Genomic DNA, 16,559 nt, shown 5'->3' on the forward strand with positions numbered 1-16,559 from the left:
CGCCATACACTGGGCATAGATAGTGACCTTGTATTCTACCGCATCTCCGGCCCTGCGCCAACGCCTGTGCGATTTTTTCGCACTGCCGCCACGCAAAAAAAGCGCCCCGGCATCGCCAAACGATGCCGGGGCGCTCAGGGCGCAGTATCCTTAAAAATGTCAGGAGGATTCGTAATGCAGCATGCTCGTTCCCTGCGGCACGCCGCACAGCCCCGCCACCTTGGGGCACTTGGCCTTAAAGGCAAAAAACGCGTCGGCAAAATTATCTCGCAGGGCCTCAAAATTGCCCTGCCCCTTACTCAGCACCACATCCACCGACGCCATGCGGTCCACAAAGCCCGGCGCGCAGCGCTCCAGCACTGTGCCCGGTGTATCCACGCCCGAGGAGACCACCTCACACAGGTCCGTCATACCCACAAAGCGGGCGTCCTCCATGGTGGCGTCGTTGATAATGGGCACGCCGCGCACCACGTAGGTCACCACGCACCCGGCCTCGGCCAACCGGCGGACCAGCAGGGTGTCAAAAGCAATTTCCCCAGCGTTGTCGCCCAGAATCATCACGCTGGCCCCCGGTGTGAGGCGCTGGCGGAGCATAACGTAGGTGTCATCATCCACAGCGCCGATGTCCTCGCGCGACAGGGCGTCTTCCACATCCACCACCAGTTGGACGCCCGCATCCATGTAGTTGCCGATGATGGACACGCCAAGGGCGGCCCGCAGCGGGTCCGCCTGCTGGCGCACCAAGGCATCCAGCCGGGGCAACAGGCGCAGGGCCTGCATATTGGATTGCTCCTTATACCCGCGGAAGGGGTCCACATCGCCAACGGAGTCAGCCAACAAGGCGTACAGCCGCCCGGCCAATGCCGGGGGCGACAGCGTCAGGTCCAGATTGGCAAATTCCGCCGCCCACTCCTGCACCACACGCTGGTGGATATCCTCACGCGCGGGCGCGGCAAGGCGCGCGCCTTTCAGCGCCTGCGTCAAAAAACACGGCAGGCAATCAAGTGATGTATGCATTCGCTCCTACTTTTCGGGCTATTCCATGAGATAATCGGTCACATTCTCCACATAGCTGCTGATGGCCTGACGGTGTTCGTCAACCATGTCCTGAAACATGAGGCCTATATACATCCGATTTTTATGAAGGGAAATGTTCTTCACCTTGCCCGTGAGGGCGATGGGCATGTCTGTACCCATCATGGTGAAGGTCAGCTCCACCTTTTCATCCACGGAGAACGACGGCAGGCCGTTTTCATCCTCCTTGGAATCCAGCACAAGCTGACAGCCGCCGGCGCTGAGGTTCAGCATCATCCCCGTTACGCGGATGTACTCTCCATCGCTCCCCGCCCCGCCAAGCTCAATGGGCAAAAAGCAGTCCACGCGCTGGGCCTTGCGCAGGTTCAGGGACTCGATGCTCTTCGGATATTTGAGGAACAGCAGGCGGTACGGCGCGGACAGATTCCACACCACCTCGGACCCAAAGCCATACACCTGCCCCTCGTGCAGATAACGCACCGTCACGGGCTTTTCCACGTACAGGAAGTCGTTAAGCCCCGGTATCCTCGGCACTTTCACGATGAGGTAGCTGCCCCGGACCATGCCCACAAAGTCCGACTTGAACCTGTCGCCCATACCGGCGGGTTCCACCAGAATCTTCGTGCCAATGCTGATGCTGAGCATCGCGGCGTCGTGTGTTTCCGAGCCTTTTCGTTGCTGCGCCACTCGTTATCTCCCGGTCTTTTGGGGGAAGGCAGGGGCGCCGCGCCCCTGCCCGTGTCCTACGCCAAAATGGCGGGCGGCGCGCCGCCCTGCCCTGCGCGGTCAATACCGCTCAAACGCCCCTGCCCCATCCGGTGCATCCTCGCCCTGGGGCAAGGCCTGCGCCTCATCAGCGCCGGAACCATTCACATGGAAAAAGCCCATGGTCCGCCGCAATTGCTCGCTCTGTCCCGCCAGTTCCTCGGATGTGGACGCCAGTTCCTCCGAGGCCGACGCGTTTTGCTGAATCACTTGGTCAAGCTGCTGAATCGCTTGATTAATCTGCCCGGCCCCGGCGTTCTGCTCCTCGCTGGCGGCGGCGATTTCCTGCACAAGGTCCGCCGTCTTGCGGATTTCCGGAACCAGTTCCTTCAGAAGCTCTCCGGCCTGTTCGGCCACGCTGACGCTGCGCTCGGACACCTCGCTGATTTCCGCTGCCGCCTGCCCACTGTGCTCGGCCAGCTTGCGCACCTCCGAGGCCACAACGGCAAAGCCCTTGCCATGCTCACCAGCGCGTGCGGCCTCAATGGCGGCGTTCAGCGCCAGCAGGTTCGTCTGCCGCGCTATGTCCTCCACGATGGTAATCTTCTCCGCAATGTCGCGCATGGCCTGCACGGTTTGCAGCACAGCGCCGCCGCCATCCTGCGCCTTTTGCGCCGCGCCTGCGGCCATGCCTTCCGTGGCGCGCGCGTTTTCGGCGTTCTGCCGGATGTTGGCCGCCATCTGCTCCATGCTGGACGACACCTCTTCCACGGACGCGGCCTGCTCCGTTGTCCCCTGCGACAGACTCTCGGACGACGCGGACAGTTCCTCACTGCCTGCGGCCACATTATCCGTGGCGGACTGCACATCCCCCACAATCTCACGCAAACGTCCGGCCATATCGCGCAGTGCGGCGGCAAGCTGGCCCACTTCGTCCCGCTGCTGCACATCAAGGGTCGCGCCAAGGTTGCCGTGCGCCACCTGCTGGGCAAATTCCACGCCCTTGGTCAGCGGCCGCGCAATGCCCGTTGCCAGCACAAATGCCACCACCACAAGCACGGCCGCGATAATCAACCCCGTGTACGCAACGGACCACGCCAGCGCGCGGATAGGGGCGAGCACCTCCGCGTAATCAATTTCCGCAATCACCGCCCACGTTGCCCCGCCCACCTGTACCGGAGCAAAGGCGGACAGCACATCATTGCCGTTGTAGTCCTTGATGACCTCGGCCCCTTCCTTGCCCGCCAGCGCCAGCGCCACGGCTTTGGTGTCTACCCCGTTGTTGGCCACCGTTCCGGCAAAGGACGCCAGCACGCTGTGCCCCTCCGGGTCCAAAAAGGAATCCGAACGCATCCGCTTATCCGGTCCCACGAGGTAGGTTTCTCCGGTTTCCCCCATGCCCTCACGCTCCTGCATGATGGCATTGATGGACGACAGCGACACCTGCAGCGCAATAACAAGCTCCACCTTGCCGCCATGCACGATGGGCTGGGCAATAAAGGCCGCCGGTTCGCCATTACTCGGCGCGTACGGCGCAAAGTCCGCCATGCCGAAGGCTTTGGTCTCCATCACGCGGCGAAACAGCTCCCCAAGGTTGGAGTCCGCGTACTCGCCGTCCATGAAATTCGTCTTATAGTCAGCCTCCTGCGCCACGGTGTAGAAGGCGTCCCCCTGCGGGGTGAACAGGAACAAATCGTAGTAGCCGTACAGCTCCACATAGCGCTTGTAGAAGTAGGTGCCGTCCTCGTCCTTGGGGCTGAAGGCTTCGCTCACGTCGATGTCCGCCAAAATTGCCCACGTGTGCCCGCCAACCTCTACCGGCGCAAAGGCGGACAGCACCGGATTGCCGTTGTAGTCGCGCACCACATCCGCCCCTGTTTCGCCCTCCAGCGCGCGGCGCACAGCCGTGGTCCGCACGCTGCCCTGCTGCGGGTTGGCAAAGGACGCCGCTACGGAATGCCCCTGCGGGTCCAAATACGAATCCGAACGCATCAGGTAGTCCGGACCGACGAGGTACACCTCGCCCGTTTCGCCCATGCCGCTGCGCTGCTCCATGATTTCCGCCACGGCCTGCGAGGACACCTGCGCCGCCACCACACCAACGATGCCGCCGTCGGCCCCATGGATGGGCGCGGCCACAAACTGCGACGGCAATCCCCCACTTGGGGCGTAGGGCCGCATTTCGGACAGCACCGCGCGGTTTTCCTCCATGGCCCGCGTCCACACATCACGCAGGGGCGAGTCCACCTCGCCCACCCGCTGGGCAAAGTCCGCCTCCTTGGCCACGGAATACACCACATCGCCATAGCGCGGCCCCAGCAGGAACACATCGTAGTAGCCGTAGGCGCTGACAAAGGTTTCAAACATCGGCGCGAAGCGTTCGTGCACCGCGCGGTACTCCTGCGGCGCCACAAAGCGCCCTTCCCCATCGCCGCGCATCTGCGCCAGTGGGTCAAAGGCGCGCACAAAGGCCGCGTACGCCTGTGCTGTGGTGGGGTTTTCCGCCATAACGGTCATATCGCTGAGACGCTCGGCGAAGAAGCGTTCAATCTGCTGCTGGCGCACATCGCGCACGGAGCGCAGTTTGGTCATGGCCTCGCGGCGCAGCGTGGCCGCCGTTTCCGCAAGGACTCCGGCATCCCCTTGCCGCTCCGAGAAATAGCGCGTGATTTGCGCCTTTTTTATCTCGCGCATGGAGCGGAGCTGCCCATACGATTTTTCCATAAGTGCCTGTGTCGCCTTGTTTGATGCCCACCACCCGATGAATAGCAGCGGCACCAATCCCGCACACAGAAGCAAAAGCGTCAGCTTCGGCTTCATCTTGATGTTCGCGAGCAAACGCATGATTGGCCCCCTTTGACCTAAGCTCCGTGCCAGCGGCACGCATAAGACAGTCCCCCAACTTCGGATGGTAGCACAGCATGGTGGATTCTCACAACGCTGGCGGGGGGTGTGGGAGTGGGGGCGTTTGTTGTGGGCTGAGGGCGGGATGGGTGGTGATGGCGAGGGGGGGGATGGGTGGTGATGGCGGGCGGTGGAGGTGTTGCGCCATGGTTCAATACCTCCGGTGGCTTAAGGATTTCATCCTTAAGAATCCTATGTATGGGGAGGAAAAAGGAGGCCCCCGCTCACGGGGTGTGAGCGGGGGCGAGGTGTGCGGGCGGGAAAAGGGATTAGGTGGATTCGATGACGTCTCCGGTTCGGGTGACTGTAACTTCATTATACGTCACGCCGCTGCCGGACATGGCGATGCCATCCTTTACGGCGCGCGGCAGGCCCTGGCAGCACGGGACTTCCATACGCACAACCGTCACGCTGCGCACCCGCGCCGTGGAGAATATTTCCGCGAAGCGCTGGGCGTATTGCGCGTCGTCAAACTTAGGACAGCCGATGAGGACAACCTTGCCTCGCACATAGCGGTCATGAAAGTTGGGCATGGCGACCGGGGCGCAGTCCGCCGCCACCACAAGGTCCGCGTCGTTCAGGAACGGCGCATGGGGCGGCACAAGGCGAATCTGCACAGGCCAGTGGGAGAGCTGGCTTTCTGGCGTATCCGCACTGGCCGGGGCGGCGGAAGAAGGCGTCATATGCTGGAGCGCCGCGCCGGGGCAGCCGCCAGCGGGCTTCAGGGTTTGCATGGCGCTTCCCGGACAGCCGCAGGCGAGCGGGGATTCCTGCTCCTTGGTGCGAGCCACATGGGCCATGGCGGCTTCCTCGTCAAAGGGGTCGGCCTCGCGCTCCACAATGCGCAGGGCGTCCTGCGGGCACTCGCCAAGGCAAGCGCCAAGGCCGTCGCAGTACATATCCTTTACCACCTTGGCCTTGCCATCCACGATGGCCAGCGCGCCTTCGGCGCAGGACGGGATGCACTGCCCGCATCCATCACACAGGGATTCGTCTATTTCAATAATCTTTCGGATGATCTTCCTCATGGTCTATTCCTCCTCGCCGCATCCGGCGCACATTTTCGCTGGTTCGTGGACGGGCCTTTCGCCCGCCGTGTGAGCCCATAGTGCCCGCAGTGGTCTCCCGCCGCCTTGACGCATGTCAAACAGGTGCGACTGAGGCGAAAAAAGCCCCCCTTCCGCCACCGGGCGAAAGGGGGGCCAGTGCCGCAGGTGCGGCGTTATTGCTTGTTGAAGATTTCGGGCGGACGCGTGGTGTCGCCGCCGGTGTTCGGGAACGTAGGATACACGTACGCCTTCTCGCCGGTGTCGATGAGGTGGTTGGCCCCTTCCATAAACCGGTTGAAGCGGTGCTTGCACTCATAGAACCCGTGCCACCATGCGTAGTCCGGGGCCATCATGCCAGCGCCCATGCGCGCCCTGCGGCCCTCGTGGTGCCACAGCTCGTAGTATTCCACTTCCAGCTCTTCGTCGAAGAAGGTCTCCTTGCTCAGCAGGCCCTTTTCGTACAGCTTGTCCAGCATGGCCTTGGCGGGCTTGAAGTAGGCTTCGTTGTATTCCTCGACGGCCTTGTCGAAGTCCACATAGAAGTCGTTCACCCACTTTTCGCCGTGGCACTGCTGACAGATTTGGCTCATCTTGTCGCGCTCGGTCTTCCAGTCCGTCTTGGCCGGGAAGGGCTTAAAGTCCTGCGGGCGCACCGTCAGCGGGGCCTGCGTCTCCCACGACAGCCGTTCGGTTACGTCGTGGCTGGTCTTCACATTGCCGGAGCCGGACATATGGCACGACGCACACGTCGGGCCGCGGTAATCCACGCCGGGTGTCCACGTACCGGGGGCGGAATCCCATGTGTATTCGTCGCCGAAGGTGTTGTAGATGTCGCCGTGCTTGGATTCCGTATAGATTTCAATCTGCGGATGGTCCGGGCCAAGGTGGCACTGCCCGCAGGCTTCCGGCTTGCGCGCCTCCATTACGGAGAAGCGGTGACGCGTATGACAGCTTGTGCAGCTGCCAAGGGACCCGTCAAGATTCACGCGGCCAACGCCAACGTTGGGCCACGTGGCCGGGTCCAGCTTGCCGTCCTTCATCTTGAGCACGGTGCCGTGGCAGTAATAACAGCCCGTCTTGCGCTCGTTGTCGGAGTTCATGCCCTTGTTCAGCCACGGGTCCAGCTTCCACATGATTTCTACGGTGTTGGCGTGCTTGGAGCGGCTGTACTGCTTCACCTCGTCAGGATGGCAGCGCGAACAGTCCTTGGGCGTCACCACACCGGCGACGGGCACGCGGTATTCCCTGCGGCCCCATGGTGAATCGCTGTTTTCGTACTGTTTGAAGTGCTCCTGACTGATGTCCTTGTCCACAGGGTCGGCAAGGTGGCAATCCAGACAGGTTATGCCCGCATTGGCATGGCGACTGCGCGCCCAGTCCGCAAACAGACCCGGGTGCTCCACCTTGTGGCACTCAATGCAGGCTTCGGCCTGCTTGGGCATGCTGCGCTCCAACCGGAATTCACGCGCTTTTGGAAAGTTCTGCGCCCACGCCGCAATGGCGAAGCCCCCCACAAGCGCGGCGGCCACGACGACGGTTCCCCATACTCTTCGTGTGTTCATAGCTCCTCCGTCAGCTGGGTCCGAATAGCATCCACATCCTCATCTACAACCCGGCCAGTGAGGCATCGGGCCGCAATTGCTTAAAGTCATAGAATGGCCGCTCGTTATGGACCAAGTCTCTATGACAATCGACACACTTCTTCTCGTAGCCCTCGCGCGCATAGAGCACCGTCCGGTGCGCCAGCATGGCCCCGCGCTTGTCCGGAATATACAGGATGTTGCGGTGGCACTTCTGGCACTGGGCGTTCTTGAAGGATTTGTAGGCCTTTTCGCGCTGCACGGCGTTGTCGTAGGCCTCCGAACCTTTGACAAAGTGCAGCACCACGTCGCGGATGCCGTGGGCCGTTTTCATGTAGAAAAAGTTCACGGTGTCCTGCGGCGCGGGAAGGTGGCAGTCCATACAGTCCGCCACGGCCCCCTGACCGTTGTTCACGTGGCTTGAGGTCCGCCATGTATTGTAGGCAAATTCGATTTCGTGACAGGATGCGCAGAATTGAGGCGTGGAGGTTCTGACCATTGTATAATACGTCAGACTAAAGATCGGAAATGAGATAAGGACACCAAAAACGACCCAAAGCGTCGGCTTCGTCCACTTTCTCATGGATACACTCCCTGAGATATAGTCATTCCATCCCTATAAAAAACACAATGTATACCGTTATACATATCAAAATGCCTCCCGGCCACCCTTTTACAGACTTTTTCTTACCACAACGCAAAGCGGCCCCGCACAAGGTGTGCGGGGCCGCGATACTCATACTGGAAGGGGCCGTGATTAGCCGAGAATAGCCTTCAGGTCCTCATCCGGGGTGGCGATGGGCTTGATGTCGTAATTCTCCACCAGAACGTTCAGTACGTTGGGGGTCAGGAATTCCGGCAGCGTCGGGCCAAGGCGGATATCCTTCACGCCAAGGTACAGCAGCGTCAGCAGGATGGCCACGGCCTTCTGCTCGTACCACGACAGCACCATGGACAGCGGCAGGTCGTTTACGCCGCAGTCAAAGGCCTCGGCAAGGGCGGTGGCGATGCGGATGGCGGAGTAGGCGTCGTTGCACTGCCCCACGTCCAGCAGGCGCGGTATGCCGCCGATGTCGCCCAGCTGCTTGTCGAAGAAGCGGAACTTGCCGCAGGCAAGGGTCAGCACCACGCAGTCGCTTGGCACCTTTTCCACGAACTCGGTGTAGTAGTTGCGGCCGGGCTTGGCGCCGTCGCAACCTGCCACGAGGAAGAAGTGACGGATGTCGCCGCTTTTCACGGCGCTTATGACGGTGTCTGCCACGCCCATCACGGCGTTGCGGGCAAAGCCGGTCATGACCGCGCCCTTGTCTTCCTCGGCGGCAAAGCCGTCCATAGCCAGCGCCTTGTCAATCACAGGCCCAAAGTCGCCGTTGGTGACGTGCTGGGCGCCGGGCCAGCCCACAAGGCCGGTGGTGTAGATATTGTCCATGTAGCTGGGCATGGGCTTCTGGATGCAGTTGGTGGTCATCAGAATAGCGCCGGGGAAGTCTGCAAACTCGCGCTGCTGGTTCTGCCACGCCGTGCCGTAGTGGCCGTAGAAATGCGAGTACTTCTTCAGCTCGGGGTAGCCGTGACAGGGGAGCATCTCGCCGTGGGTGTACACGCTGATGCCCTTGCCCTCGGTCTGCTCCAGAATGTCGCGCAGGTCCTTCAGGTCATGGCCGGAGACGAGGATGGCCTTGCCCGCACGGTGGCCCAGCGGCACGCTGGTGGGCACGGGGTGGCCGTAGGTGGACGTGTTTGCGTCGTCCAGCAGTTCCATAACCTTAAGGTTTACTTCACCAGTTTTGAGGGTGAGGCCTACCCAGGCGTTCAGGTCAAGGTCCTGATAGATAGCGGCCAGCCCCTCATGCAGGAAGGCGTAAACTTCGTCACTTTCCTTGCCGAGGATACGGGCGTGGTCGGCGTAGGCGGCAACGCCGCGCAGGCCAAAGAGCACCGTATGCTGCAGGGAGCGGATATCGTCGTTTTCGGCGTGGTCCACGGTCAGCCCGCAGCGCTCGCCCTCTTCGGACAGGTCCGCACCGGCGCGGGGGGTGAAGGTCACGGCGCCTTCGGTGTATTGGGCGCGGCCACCAGCGGCGGCGACCTTTTCAATAAGGCCCTCACGCAGGCGGACGGCCTCGGGGATAAGCCTGTCAAACCGCGCGGGGTCAAAATTCACGTTGGTCAGGGTGGAGAACAGCCCGCTGGCCACGAAACGGTCGGCGTCAATGTCGGTCACGCCCACGCGCCGCCCTTCCACGGCAACCACGGCAATGCCGCGAAGCAGGTAGGTCAAAAGATCCTGCTGGGCCGCAACGTCCGGCTGCTTGCCGCAGACGCCTACCTTGGTGCACGAGCCTTTGGCACGCTGTTCACACTGATAACAAAACATAGGTCCCTCCTTTTCGGGATGGTGGTGGTCGTGTTTGCCTTTCCACACTTTTCTACCCGTAGAGGGGAACAGGAACTTTGACCTACGTCAATTGGGCCGAATTCGTTGCGTTTTTCCTTACGACGCAGGCGGGAAACCTGCCCTCGACAAGCCGCTGTACAGGACGGCAACCTCCCGGAACCCCTGTGCCTGCGCGCACTTCTCCCGGCATGAAACAGTCCCCCCACCGCTCAACATCGGGCCGGGAAAAAGCGCAAAAAAAGCGCCGGAGCGGTTGCCCCGGCGCTTTTCTACGTGATTTTCAGATGCGTTAGCCTTCGTGCACAGGAATGTATTCCCGCACGGCCTCGACCAGCTCGTCCACGTCCTTTGGTCCCAGCACATAGAACAGGTCCGGGGTTTTCAGGCACAGAACGCGCTTGGAGCGGGAAACCACCACGGCCTCACGTCCCGCAGGCAGCGTGAACATGCCGGAGCGGTAGCCGAAGTAGGCCATACAGCGGTCCTTCTTCATGGGGGAAAGGGTCTCGTCCGTTTCAAGGTCGGTGACAAAAGCGCGGGTCACCTTGTCCAGCGTCACGCTGGCGCGCAAAAACGGCGGGGCCTCAACGAACACGCGGCCCTCATCCACCATAACGCGGGTGCGGGACGGGTTGATATACAGCATGTACCAATACAGCGCAGTAATGGGCACCGCTACAGCCAACAGACATATGCCGGTCCACATGATGCCGGAGCGGAAGCTCCACACCGTGGCGGCAGTGACGGCGGCGACAAAGACCAGCAACAGGCCGATCACCACACCGCGCATGGGTACGGGAAAAATCTTGGTCATGAAAAATCCTCTTTGTTCACAGTCTTTCCTCGCCCGAAGCAAGCAGCTCCAGACGGTCCGTCTGCTTCAGCGTGATAAAGCGCCCGCGGACCTCAATAAGCCCGGCGTCATTCATCCGCCTGAGTACGCGGGAGAGCGTCTCCTGCGCCGTGCCGAGAAGGCTTGCCAGATGACCCTTGGCTATGTCCAGTTCCAATTGCTCGGCGCCGCCGCTGCGTTCGGAAAGATCGAGCAGATAGGCGGCAAGGCGCTGGGGCGTTTCGCGCAGGGTCAGGTTCTCCAGCTTCACGGTAAAGCGCCGCAACTTCATGGCCATAGCGGCCAGCATGTTGAAGGCCACGCCCGCCTCGCGCTCGATAAGCCGGTGCAGGGCCTCGCGAGGGAAATACAGCACCCGCGAGGGGCGCGTTGCCTCGGCATTGGCGGGAAAGTCCCCACCCTCGAACACCGGCACCTCGGCAAAGGGTTCGCCCGGACCATAAATGTGGATAATCTGCTCGCGTCCCTCGGGGGACAGCTTGAAAATCTTCACCTGTCCTTCAAAGACAACATAAAAGCCGTCGGCCCTATCGCCCTCCACGAAGATGGTTGCGCCCTTGGCAAGGCGCGTCTCCACGGCGATATCGGCCACGGCGTCAAGCTGCCCGGATGACAGGCCGCTAAAAAGCGACAGGTCGGCGATGAAGTCCCGCTTGTGCATGGCTACGATGTCCTCCGAGGGGCGTTGTAGCACCAGTTGGGCCGGGGGGCAAAGGGGCGCGCGGCCCCTACTCGCCCGCGCCCTCCTCCCGCACATGTGCGGTCAGGCCAAAGTCCGCAAGGATGGCGTAAAAGGCCGGGATGACAAGCAGCACCAACACCGTGGATGCCAGCAGGCCAAACACAAGGCTGATGCATAGGGGGATAAGAATCTGCGCCTGTAGGCTGCGCTCCGTCAGCAGGGGCACAAGGCCCATAATGGTGGTCATGGACGTAAGCAGCACGGCCCGGAAGCGCTCCCGGCTGGCCTGCCGCGCGGCATCCACCACATCCATGCCTTGGCGCAGGTGAATCTTGATGAACTCCACCAGCAGGATGGAATCATTCACCACCACGCCCGCAAGGGAGACGAAGCCCATGATGCTGGGCATGGCCAGTTCCTGCCCAAAGAGCAAATGCCCCCACACCACGCCGATAAAGGCCAGCGGGATGATGGCAATGACCACAAACGGCTCATAATAGCTGCGAAACTGAAACGACAGCAGCACAAAAATGCCGAACACGCCGATGACAAGGGCCTTCATGAGCGACTTGCCGGTCCGCGCCCCTTCGCGCGCCTGCCCTTCCATGGCAATGCGCACGCCGGGATGACGCTCCAGCATGCCGGGGACAAAGCGCGCCTGCGTATCCGCCACAATCTCGCCCGCGTTGGCGCGCATAAAGTCCACCTCGCCCTGAATGGTCACCGTGCGGCGGGAGTTGATACGCGCAATGCGCGCCCAGCCGCGCCCCTCGTCAATAACGGCGATGCTCCCCAGCGGGGCCTGCCCGCCGCCGGGCATGGTCACATGAAACATATCAAGGTCCGCAAAGCTGTTCTGGTCCAGTTGGTCGAGCTGCACGTTGACCTCGTAGCTCTCCGGCCCGTCCTGAATCTCCAGCGCGTCCACACCGTAGAATCCGGCCCGTAGCTGGCGGGCAATGTCCGCCGCCGTCACGCCAAGGGCCAGCGCCCCTTCACGCAGGCGCACGCGGACCTCGGGCTTGCCGGGGCGCAGGTCGTCGGACACGTCGTACACGCCGTCGTAGCCGCGCAGCCACGTCACCAGCTCGTTGGATGCGGATTTCAGTTCGTGCAGGTCGTCTCCCTGCAAACGCATATCAATGGCAAGGCCGCCGGGACCGATGACCGGTTCCTTGTAGGCGATACTGATGGCGTCCGGCTCCTCGCCGACCTCCTTGCGCCACAGGCGGGAAATCTCATCAATGGTGCCGTCGCGCTCCTCGGCGGAGAGCAGGTCCGCGCTGACGGTGACAAGGTGCGGCCCCACCTCATGGGAGTCCGCATTGGTGGAGTACTGCACGTTGACGTTCTCAATGAGCTTTTGCCCATCCGGCTGCCGCGGGGCAAGCTGCTGCCCGACGCGGTGCAGGGCCTCCTCCACGCGCCCGGCCACGGCCTCGGTGCGCGAAAGGGGCGTCCCCTGCGGCAGCAGAACCCGCGCCTCCAGCACATCGCCGTCAATCTCCGGGAAAGCACGCATTTTGAGCCGCCCACCAGCCACCATACCGATGGACACCACAAACACCGCCACAACGCACCCCACCCACAGGTAGCGGTAGCGCACGGCCCAGTCCACACTACGGCCAAGGCGGCGTTCGCGCATGCCCTCAAACCACGCATCAAAGCGCTGGCGGAAGGGGGACCGCTTGTCCTTTTCGTGCCCGTGCAGGGAGTGCGACAGATGCCGGGGCAGAATGCAAAAGGCCTCCACAAGGCTGACGCCAAGGGTAATGATGAGCACCACGGGCATCACCCACAGCACCTTGCCGATATCGCCCCGGATAAGCAGCGCCACGGTGCCAAAGATGAGCACCGTGGTGGTGAACGACGAAAACACGCCCCGCGCCACCTCCACCGTGCCGTCCACGGCGGCGCGGTAGGCGCTTTTGCCGCTGCGCAGGTGCGAGGCGACGTTCTCGGAGATGACGATGGCGTCGTCCATAAGCAGGCCGATAGCCATCAGCAGGCCCACCATGGAGATCATATTCAGCGACAGCCCCAGCCCATCCAGCACAAAGGCCGCGCCCATAAACGACACAGGCAGTCCCATGGCCACCCAAAAGGAAAAACGGAACGTAAAGAACAGCCACATGGTCAAAAACACCAGCACAAGGCCCTGCACGCCGTTGCTCACCAGCATCTGGAGTCTGTCACGCACGATTTTGGAAACATTGCGCGTGAGGGTGTATTCCACGGTGGGCGGGGCCTCGCGGCGCTCGCGGTCCACAAAGGCCTGCACCGCGTCCATAATGCGCAGGGAGTCCTCGTCCTTGGTCTTGCTGACCATGAGCAGCCCCGCGCGCTGGCCGTTGAACAGAATCTTCTGTTCGTCCAACTCAAAGCGGTCCGTAATGCGGGCGATGTCGCCAAGGCGAATCTCCGCCCCGGTGGCGCCCGACACCACGGTCAGGTCCTCGTACTCGCGCACGCTGCGCCGCTCATCATCAAAGCGCACAAGGATGTCCGCGTCGCGCGTTTCCACGCTACCGGCGGGCAGGTCAACACTCTGGGCGGCGATGCGCTCCGCAATGTCCGAAACGCTCAGCCCGTACTGCATCAGCGTGCCCGCACGCAGTTCAATGCGGATTTGGTGGTCGGAGAAGCCCTGAATATCCACCTGCGAAATCTGGGGGAGCATGACCATGCGGTCCTTCACGCCCTCGCAGTAGAGCTTGAGGTCCGACGCGGTCATCGGGCCGGTAACCGCCACGGACACCACCATGTCCGTGCGCCCCAGCTGCTTGACCACCGGGTCCTCCGCCGTGTCGGGAAAGTCGTCAATGGCGTCGATTTCCGTTTGCACATCGTTGAGGAACTGCGGCATATCGCCGCCCTCGACCATCTCCACCACCACACTGCCAAGGCCCTCGCGGGCCTCGCTGCGCACCTCGTACACGCCGGTCACGCTGTCCACGGCGTCCTCAATGCGCTGGCAGATGGCGTTTTCCACTTCCTCGGCCGTAGCGCCGGGGTAGACGACGCTCACTTCCACCTCGGGCGCGGTAAAGTCGGGCAGGGTTTCGCGCTGCAGGTCGGACACCGTCAGCACGCCAAGGAACAGGAATATCCCCATCAGCAGGTTGGCGGCTGTCGGGTGCGCGGTAAAGAACTCCACAACGGGTGTAATGGCCTTCATCGGACCACGCCCTCCCCGGTTGCCTCGGCGCGCACGCGGCTCAGGGCCTCGTCATCCACACGCGGGTCAAGGAGCATGCCATCCACCGCCGGGACAAGGTCGGTAATCACCACCTGCTCGCCGGGGGCGACACCCTCCAGCAGGGCCGCAACGTCGCCCTGCACCATGTCCACACGCACCGGACGAAAGCGCAGACGGTTCTCGGCGTCCACCACATTCACGCGGCCTTCGCGCACGGCGGAGCGTGGCACCACAACGCGCTTGCCACGCGGCTTCCCGCGCAGTTCCACCTCGCAGTACATATTCTTGACCAGTGGCGGCCGCTCGCCGGGGCGCGCCTGCACGTAGGGATTATCCACCACGACGATGACGCCCACGGTGCGCGTTTGCGGGTCGATGGTGTCGGACAGGCGCGAGAGGCGCGCGTCCCATGCCACCGCCCCGCCGGGCAGGTCCAGCCGCACGGTGGCATCCACACCGATGGCGCGGCGGATGTCGTCCATATCGACGTGCTCAAGGGGAAGAAGGGGAGCGGTGCCGGGACTGAGCAGGCGCAGAAATGCGGCCAGCGGCACCTGCGCGGGCACCTCGGACGCGCCAATGGAATCCGCCACCACCATCACCTGACCGGGCGAGACGTATTGCGTCTTCTCCACACTCACTTTGGCGATGCGGCATTCAAAGGGCGCGCGGATGACGGTATGCTCCACATCGCGGCGGGCGTCCTCCAGCCGGGCGCGGGCGGAGTCCAGTGTGGCGCGCAGACGCTGGCGTTCGGCGGGGATCAGGTCCAGCGTACTTTGGTAGGTCTGCACCGCGTTGCGTTGACTGAGCCATGCGCGTTCCTCACGGTCGAACTCGGAGCGGGAAATGGTGCCGCTCTCCAGCAGGCGGCGCTTGCGCTCAAGCTCCGCCCGGCTGATGGTGAGGGCCTCGGATTCCACAGTCAGCTTCCGCTCTGTATTGCGCTTTTTTTGATCCAGTTCACGCAACTGGGCCAAGGCGCTTTGCACGTCGGCCTCGGCGCGCTGGCGGGCAAGGCGGTAGCTGGTGGGGTCTATGCGCAACAGCTCCGCCCCGGCGGGCAAAATGGCTCCGGTATCAAGGCTGGGGTGTACAGCGACAATCTTGCCGCTGACCTCGGCCACGGCCTCCCACACCTGCGCGGGCTGCACGTTGCCATAGCCCACGGCGCGGGGCACAACGTCGACCTCCGGCGCGGGAATCACGCGCACCGCGCGGGCTATCTCCGCGCCCTCCAGCCGCCGGGGCTGCTGTTTTGTCTTCACCAGCGCCACAAAAATAAGCACTCCGACAAGCACTGCCGGAACAATGAGCATCCTGCGCGACACCCTCTTCATAGTCCCCACTCCCTTCCCGCCCGCACAGCGGACGTGTTGCACACACCACGTTCCATGGCCCGCGCCTTACTGGCCTGCGGGCGTCTCATCGGCGCTCTTGTCCCCGGCGGCCTCATCATCAGTCACCTCAAGGGACGGCGGGGTGATGAACAGCCCGGAGGTCAACATGGTAAACCATGTCCGCGCCACTTCGTTTGGCTCCTTGCCCTCGTCAAAGGTCTCCGGAACCATGTAGTTATTGATGACCGCGCTGATGATGCCCGTGGCGATTTCCGGGTCAATGGAGGGGCGGATTTCGCCCTGCTCCACGCCCTTGCGGATAAGGGCCGTATAGCGCTGGAGCCCGCGGGCGCGCCTGAGCTGCACGCGCTCCCAAATCTGCGGGTACTCGCGCTTGAGGTCGCGCATAAAGGGTTGGGAAATCTTGGAGGAAAAGGCAAAAATGCGGCGGTACACCGCGCCGAAGCAGTCCGTCACCTTGTCCGCGGACTCCATGGCCGTAAACACCTCGCCAAGGCGCTGCTCCATGGACCGCCGGACGTATTCGTCCACAAGGGCTTCCTTGCCCTGAAAGACCTTGTACAGCGTCTTTTTGCTCATCCCCAGTTCGTGGGCGATGTCATCCATGGTCACGCGGCGCAGGCCATATTGCTCAAACTTCTCTGCGGCGACGGCCAAAATGCGTTCGCGGCGTTTCTCATCCATTGTGTTGTTCTCCTTTCACCGGGGAAACCATTTCCGTTTCCATAGTTTCCTTCACTTTTGCATGGAAACCATACCGGGTCAACAGGGTGTCAAAAGATACATCAACGCA

At 62.3% G+C, this 16,559-nt stretch carries 12 protein-coding genes and 1 pseudogene; all 13 read right to left on the bottom strand.

Going from position 1 to position 16,559, the window contains the following annotated elements; all coding sequences use genetic code 11:
• Positions 1 to 159 precede the first annotated feature (159 nt).
• The 13 genes and pseudogenes from ACI3L3_RS14535 to ACI3L3_RS14595 all read right to left on the bottom strand — a co-directional run bounded on the left by ACI3L3_RS14535 (position 160) and on the right by ACI3L3_RS14595 (position 16,450).
• Positions 160 to 1,017 (bottom strand): damage-control phosphatase ARMT1 family protein, encoded by an 858-nt coding sequence (locus ACI3L3_RS14535; protein WP_404845874.1) that lies wholly within the window; start codon positions 1,015 to 1,017, stop codon positions 160 to 162.
• 18 nt (positions 1,018 to 1,035) lie between these two features.
• Positions 1,036 to 1,722, bottom strand: a complete 687-nt coding sequence (locus ACI3L3_RS14540) for a flagellar brake protein (RefSeq protein WP_404845875.1) — start codon at positions 1,720 to 1,722, stop codon at positions 1,036 to 1,038.
• A 99-nt stretch (positions 1,723 to 1,821) separates the two neighbouring features.
• Positions 1,822 to 3,513, bottom strand: coding sequence for a methyl-accepting chemotaxis protein (locus ACI3L3_RS14545; RefSeq protein ID WP_404846050.1), 1,692 nt, complete (start codon positions 3,511 to 3,513; stop codon positions 1,822 to 1,824).
• A gap of 24 nt (positions 3,514 to 3,537) precedes the next feature.
• Positions 3,538 to 4,584, bottom strand: a pseudogene (locus ACI3L3_RS14550) (cache domain-containing protein); the annotation flags it as partial.
• A 329-nt stretch (positions 4,585 to 4,913) separates the two neighbouring features.
• The gene (locus ACI3L3_RS14555; RefSeq protein ID WP_404845876.1) at positions 4,914 to 5,672 is read right to left on the bottom strand and encodes an ATP-binding protein; all 759 of its coding nucleotides are present in this window, start codon (positions 5,670 to 5,672) and stop codon (positions 4,914 to 4,916) included.
• Between the two features lie 194 nt (positions 5,673 to 5,866).
• Entirely contained in the window at positions 5,867 to 7,255 is a 1,389-nt protein-coding gene (locus tag ACI3L3_RS14560) for a multiheme c-type cytochrome (protein WP_404845877.1), read from the bottom strand.
• A gap of 43 nt (positions 7,256 to 7,298) precedes the next feature.
• On the bottom strand, positions 7,299 to 7,856 hold the full coding sequence (locus ACI3L3_RS14565) for a cytochrome c3 family protein (RefSeq protein ID WP_404845878.1): 558 nt from the start codon (positions 7,854 to 7,856) through the stop codon (positions 7,299 to 7,301).
• Between the two features lie 174 nt (positions 7,857 to 8,030).
• On the bottom strand, positions 8,031 to 9,650 hold the full coding sequence (gene hcp / locus ACI3L3_RS14570) for a hydroxylamine reductase (RefSeq protein WP_404845879.1): 1,620 nt from the start codon (positions 9,648 to 9,650) through the stop codon (positions 8,031 to 8,033).
• 310 nt (positions 9,651 to 9,960) lie between these two features.
• On the bottom strand, positions 9,961 to 10,485 hold the full coding sequence (locus tag ACI3L3_RS14575) for a PH domain-containing protein (RefSeq protein ID WP_404845880.1): 525 nt from the start codon (positions 10,483 to 10,485) through the stop codon (positions 9,961 to 9,963).
• 16 nt (positions 10,486 to 10,501) lie between these two features.
• Positions 10,502 to 11,185, bottom strand: coding sequence for a Crp/Fnr family transcriptional regulator (locus ACI3L3_RS14580; protein WP_404845881.1), 684 nt, complete (start codon positions 11,183 to 11,185; stop codon positions 10,502 to 10,504).
• 67 nt (positions 11,186 to 11,252) lie between these two features.
• On the bottom strand, positions 11,253 to 14,384 hold the full coding sequence (locus ACI3L3_RS14585) for an efflux RND transporter permease subunit (RefSeq protein ID WP_404845882.1): 3,132 nt from the start codon (positions 14,382 to 14,384) through the stop codon (positions 11,253 to 11,255).
• Positions 14,381 to 15,745: an efflux RND transporter periplasmic adaptor subunit gene (locus ACI3L3_RS14590; protein WP_404845883.1), complete on the bottom strand. Its 1,365-nt coding sequence runs from the start codon at positions 15,743 to 15,745 to the stop codon at positions 14,381 to 14,383. The genes ACI3L3_RS14585 and ACI3L3_RS14590 overlap by 4 nt, the downstream gene beginning before the upstream one ends.
• Positions 15,746 to 15,811: 66 nt before the next feature.
• On the bottom strand, positions 15,812 to 16,450 hold the full coding sequence (locus ACI3L3_RS14595) for a TetR/AcrR family transcriptional regulator (protein ID WP_404845884.1): 639 nt from the start codon (positions 16,448 to 16,450) through the stop codon (positions 15,812 to 15,814).
• Positions 16,451 to 16,559 lie beyond the last annotated feature (109 nt).

This window comes from Desulfobaculum sp. SPO524, from assembly GCF_044987625.1.
In the GTDB taxonomy this organism is placed as follows: Bacteria; Desulfobacterota; Desulfovibrionia; order Desulfovibrionales; family Desulfovibrionaceae; genus Desulfobaculum.

Excerpts from the sequence above, each read along its gene's own strand:
- ACI3L3_RS14535 (WP_404845874.1), bottom strand. The coding sequence starts at position 1,017 with ATGCATACATCACTTGATTGCCTGCCGTGTTTTTTGACGCAGGCGCTG.
- ACI3L3_RS14560 (WP_404845877.1), bottom strand. The coding sequence starts at position 7,255 with ATGAACACACGAAGAGTATGGGGAACCGTCGTCGTGGCCGCCGCGCTT.
- ACI3L3_RS14590 (WP_404845883.1), bottom strand. The coding sequence starts at position 15,745 with ATGAAGAGGGTGTCGCGCAGGATGCTCATTGTTCCGGCAGTGCTTGTC.
- ACI3L3_RS14575 (WP_404845880.1), bottom strand. The coding sequence starts at position 10,485 with ATGACCAAGATTTTTCCCGTACCCATGCGCGGTGTGGTGATCGGCCTG.
- ACI3L3_RS14565 (WP_404845878.1), bottom strand. The coding sequence starts at position 7,856 with ATGAGAAAGTGGACGAAGCCGACGCTTTGGGTCGTTTTTGGTGTCCTT.
- ACI3L3_RS14555 (WP_404845876.1), bottom strand. The coding sequence starts at position 5,672 with ATGAGGAAGATCATCCGAAAGATTATTGAAATAGACGAATCCCTGTGT.
- ACI3L3_RS14580 (WP_404845881.1), bottom strand. The coding sequence starts at position 11,185 with ATGCACAAGCGGGACTTCATCGCCGACCTGTCGCTTTTTAGCGGCCTG.
- ACI3L3_RS14585 (WP_404845882.1), bottom strand. The coding sequence starts at position 14,384 with ATGAAGGCCATTACACCCGTTGTGGAGTTCTTTACCGCGCACCCGACA.
- ACI3L3_RS14595 (WP_404845884.1), bottom strand. The coding sequence starts at position 16,450 with ATGGATGAGAAACGCCGCGAACGCATTTTGGCCGTCGCCGCAGAGAAG.
- hcp (WP_404845879.1), bottom strand. The coding sequence starts at position 9,650 with ATGTTTTGTTATCAGTGTGAACAGCGTGCCAAAGGCTCGTGCACCAAG.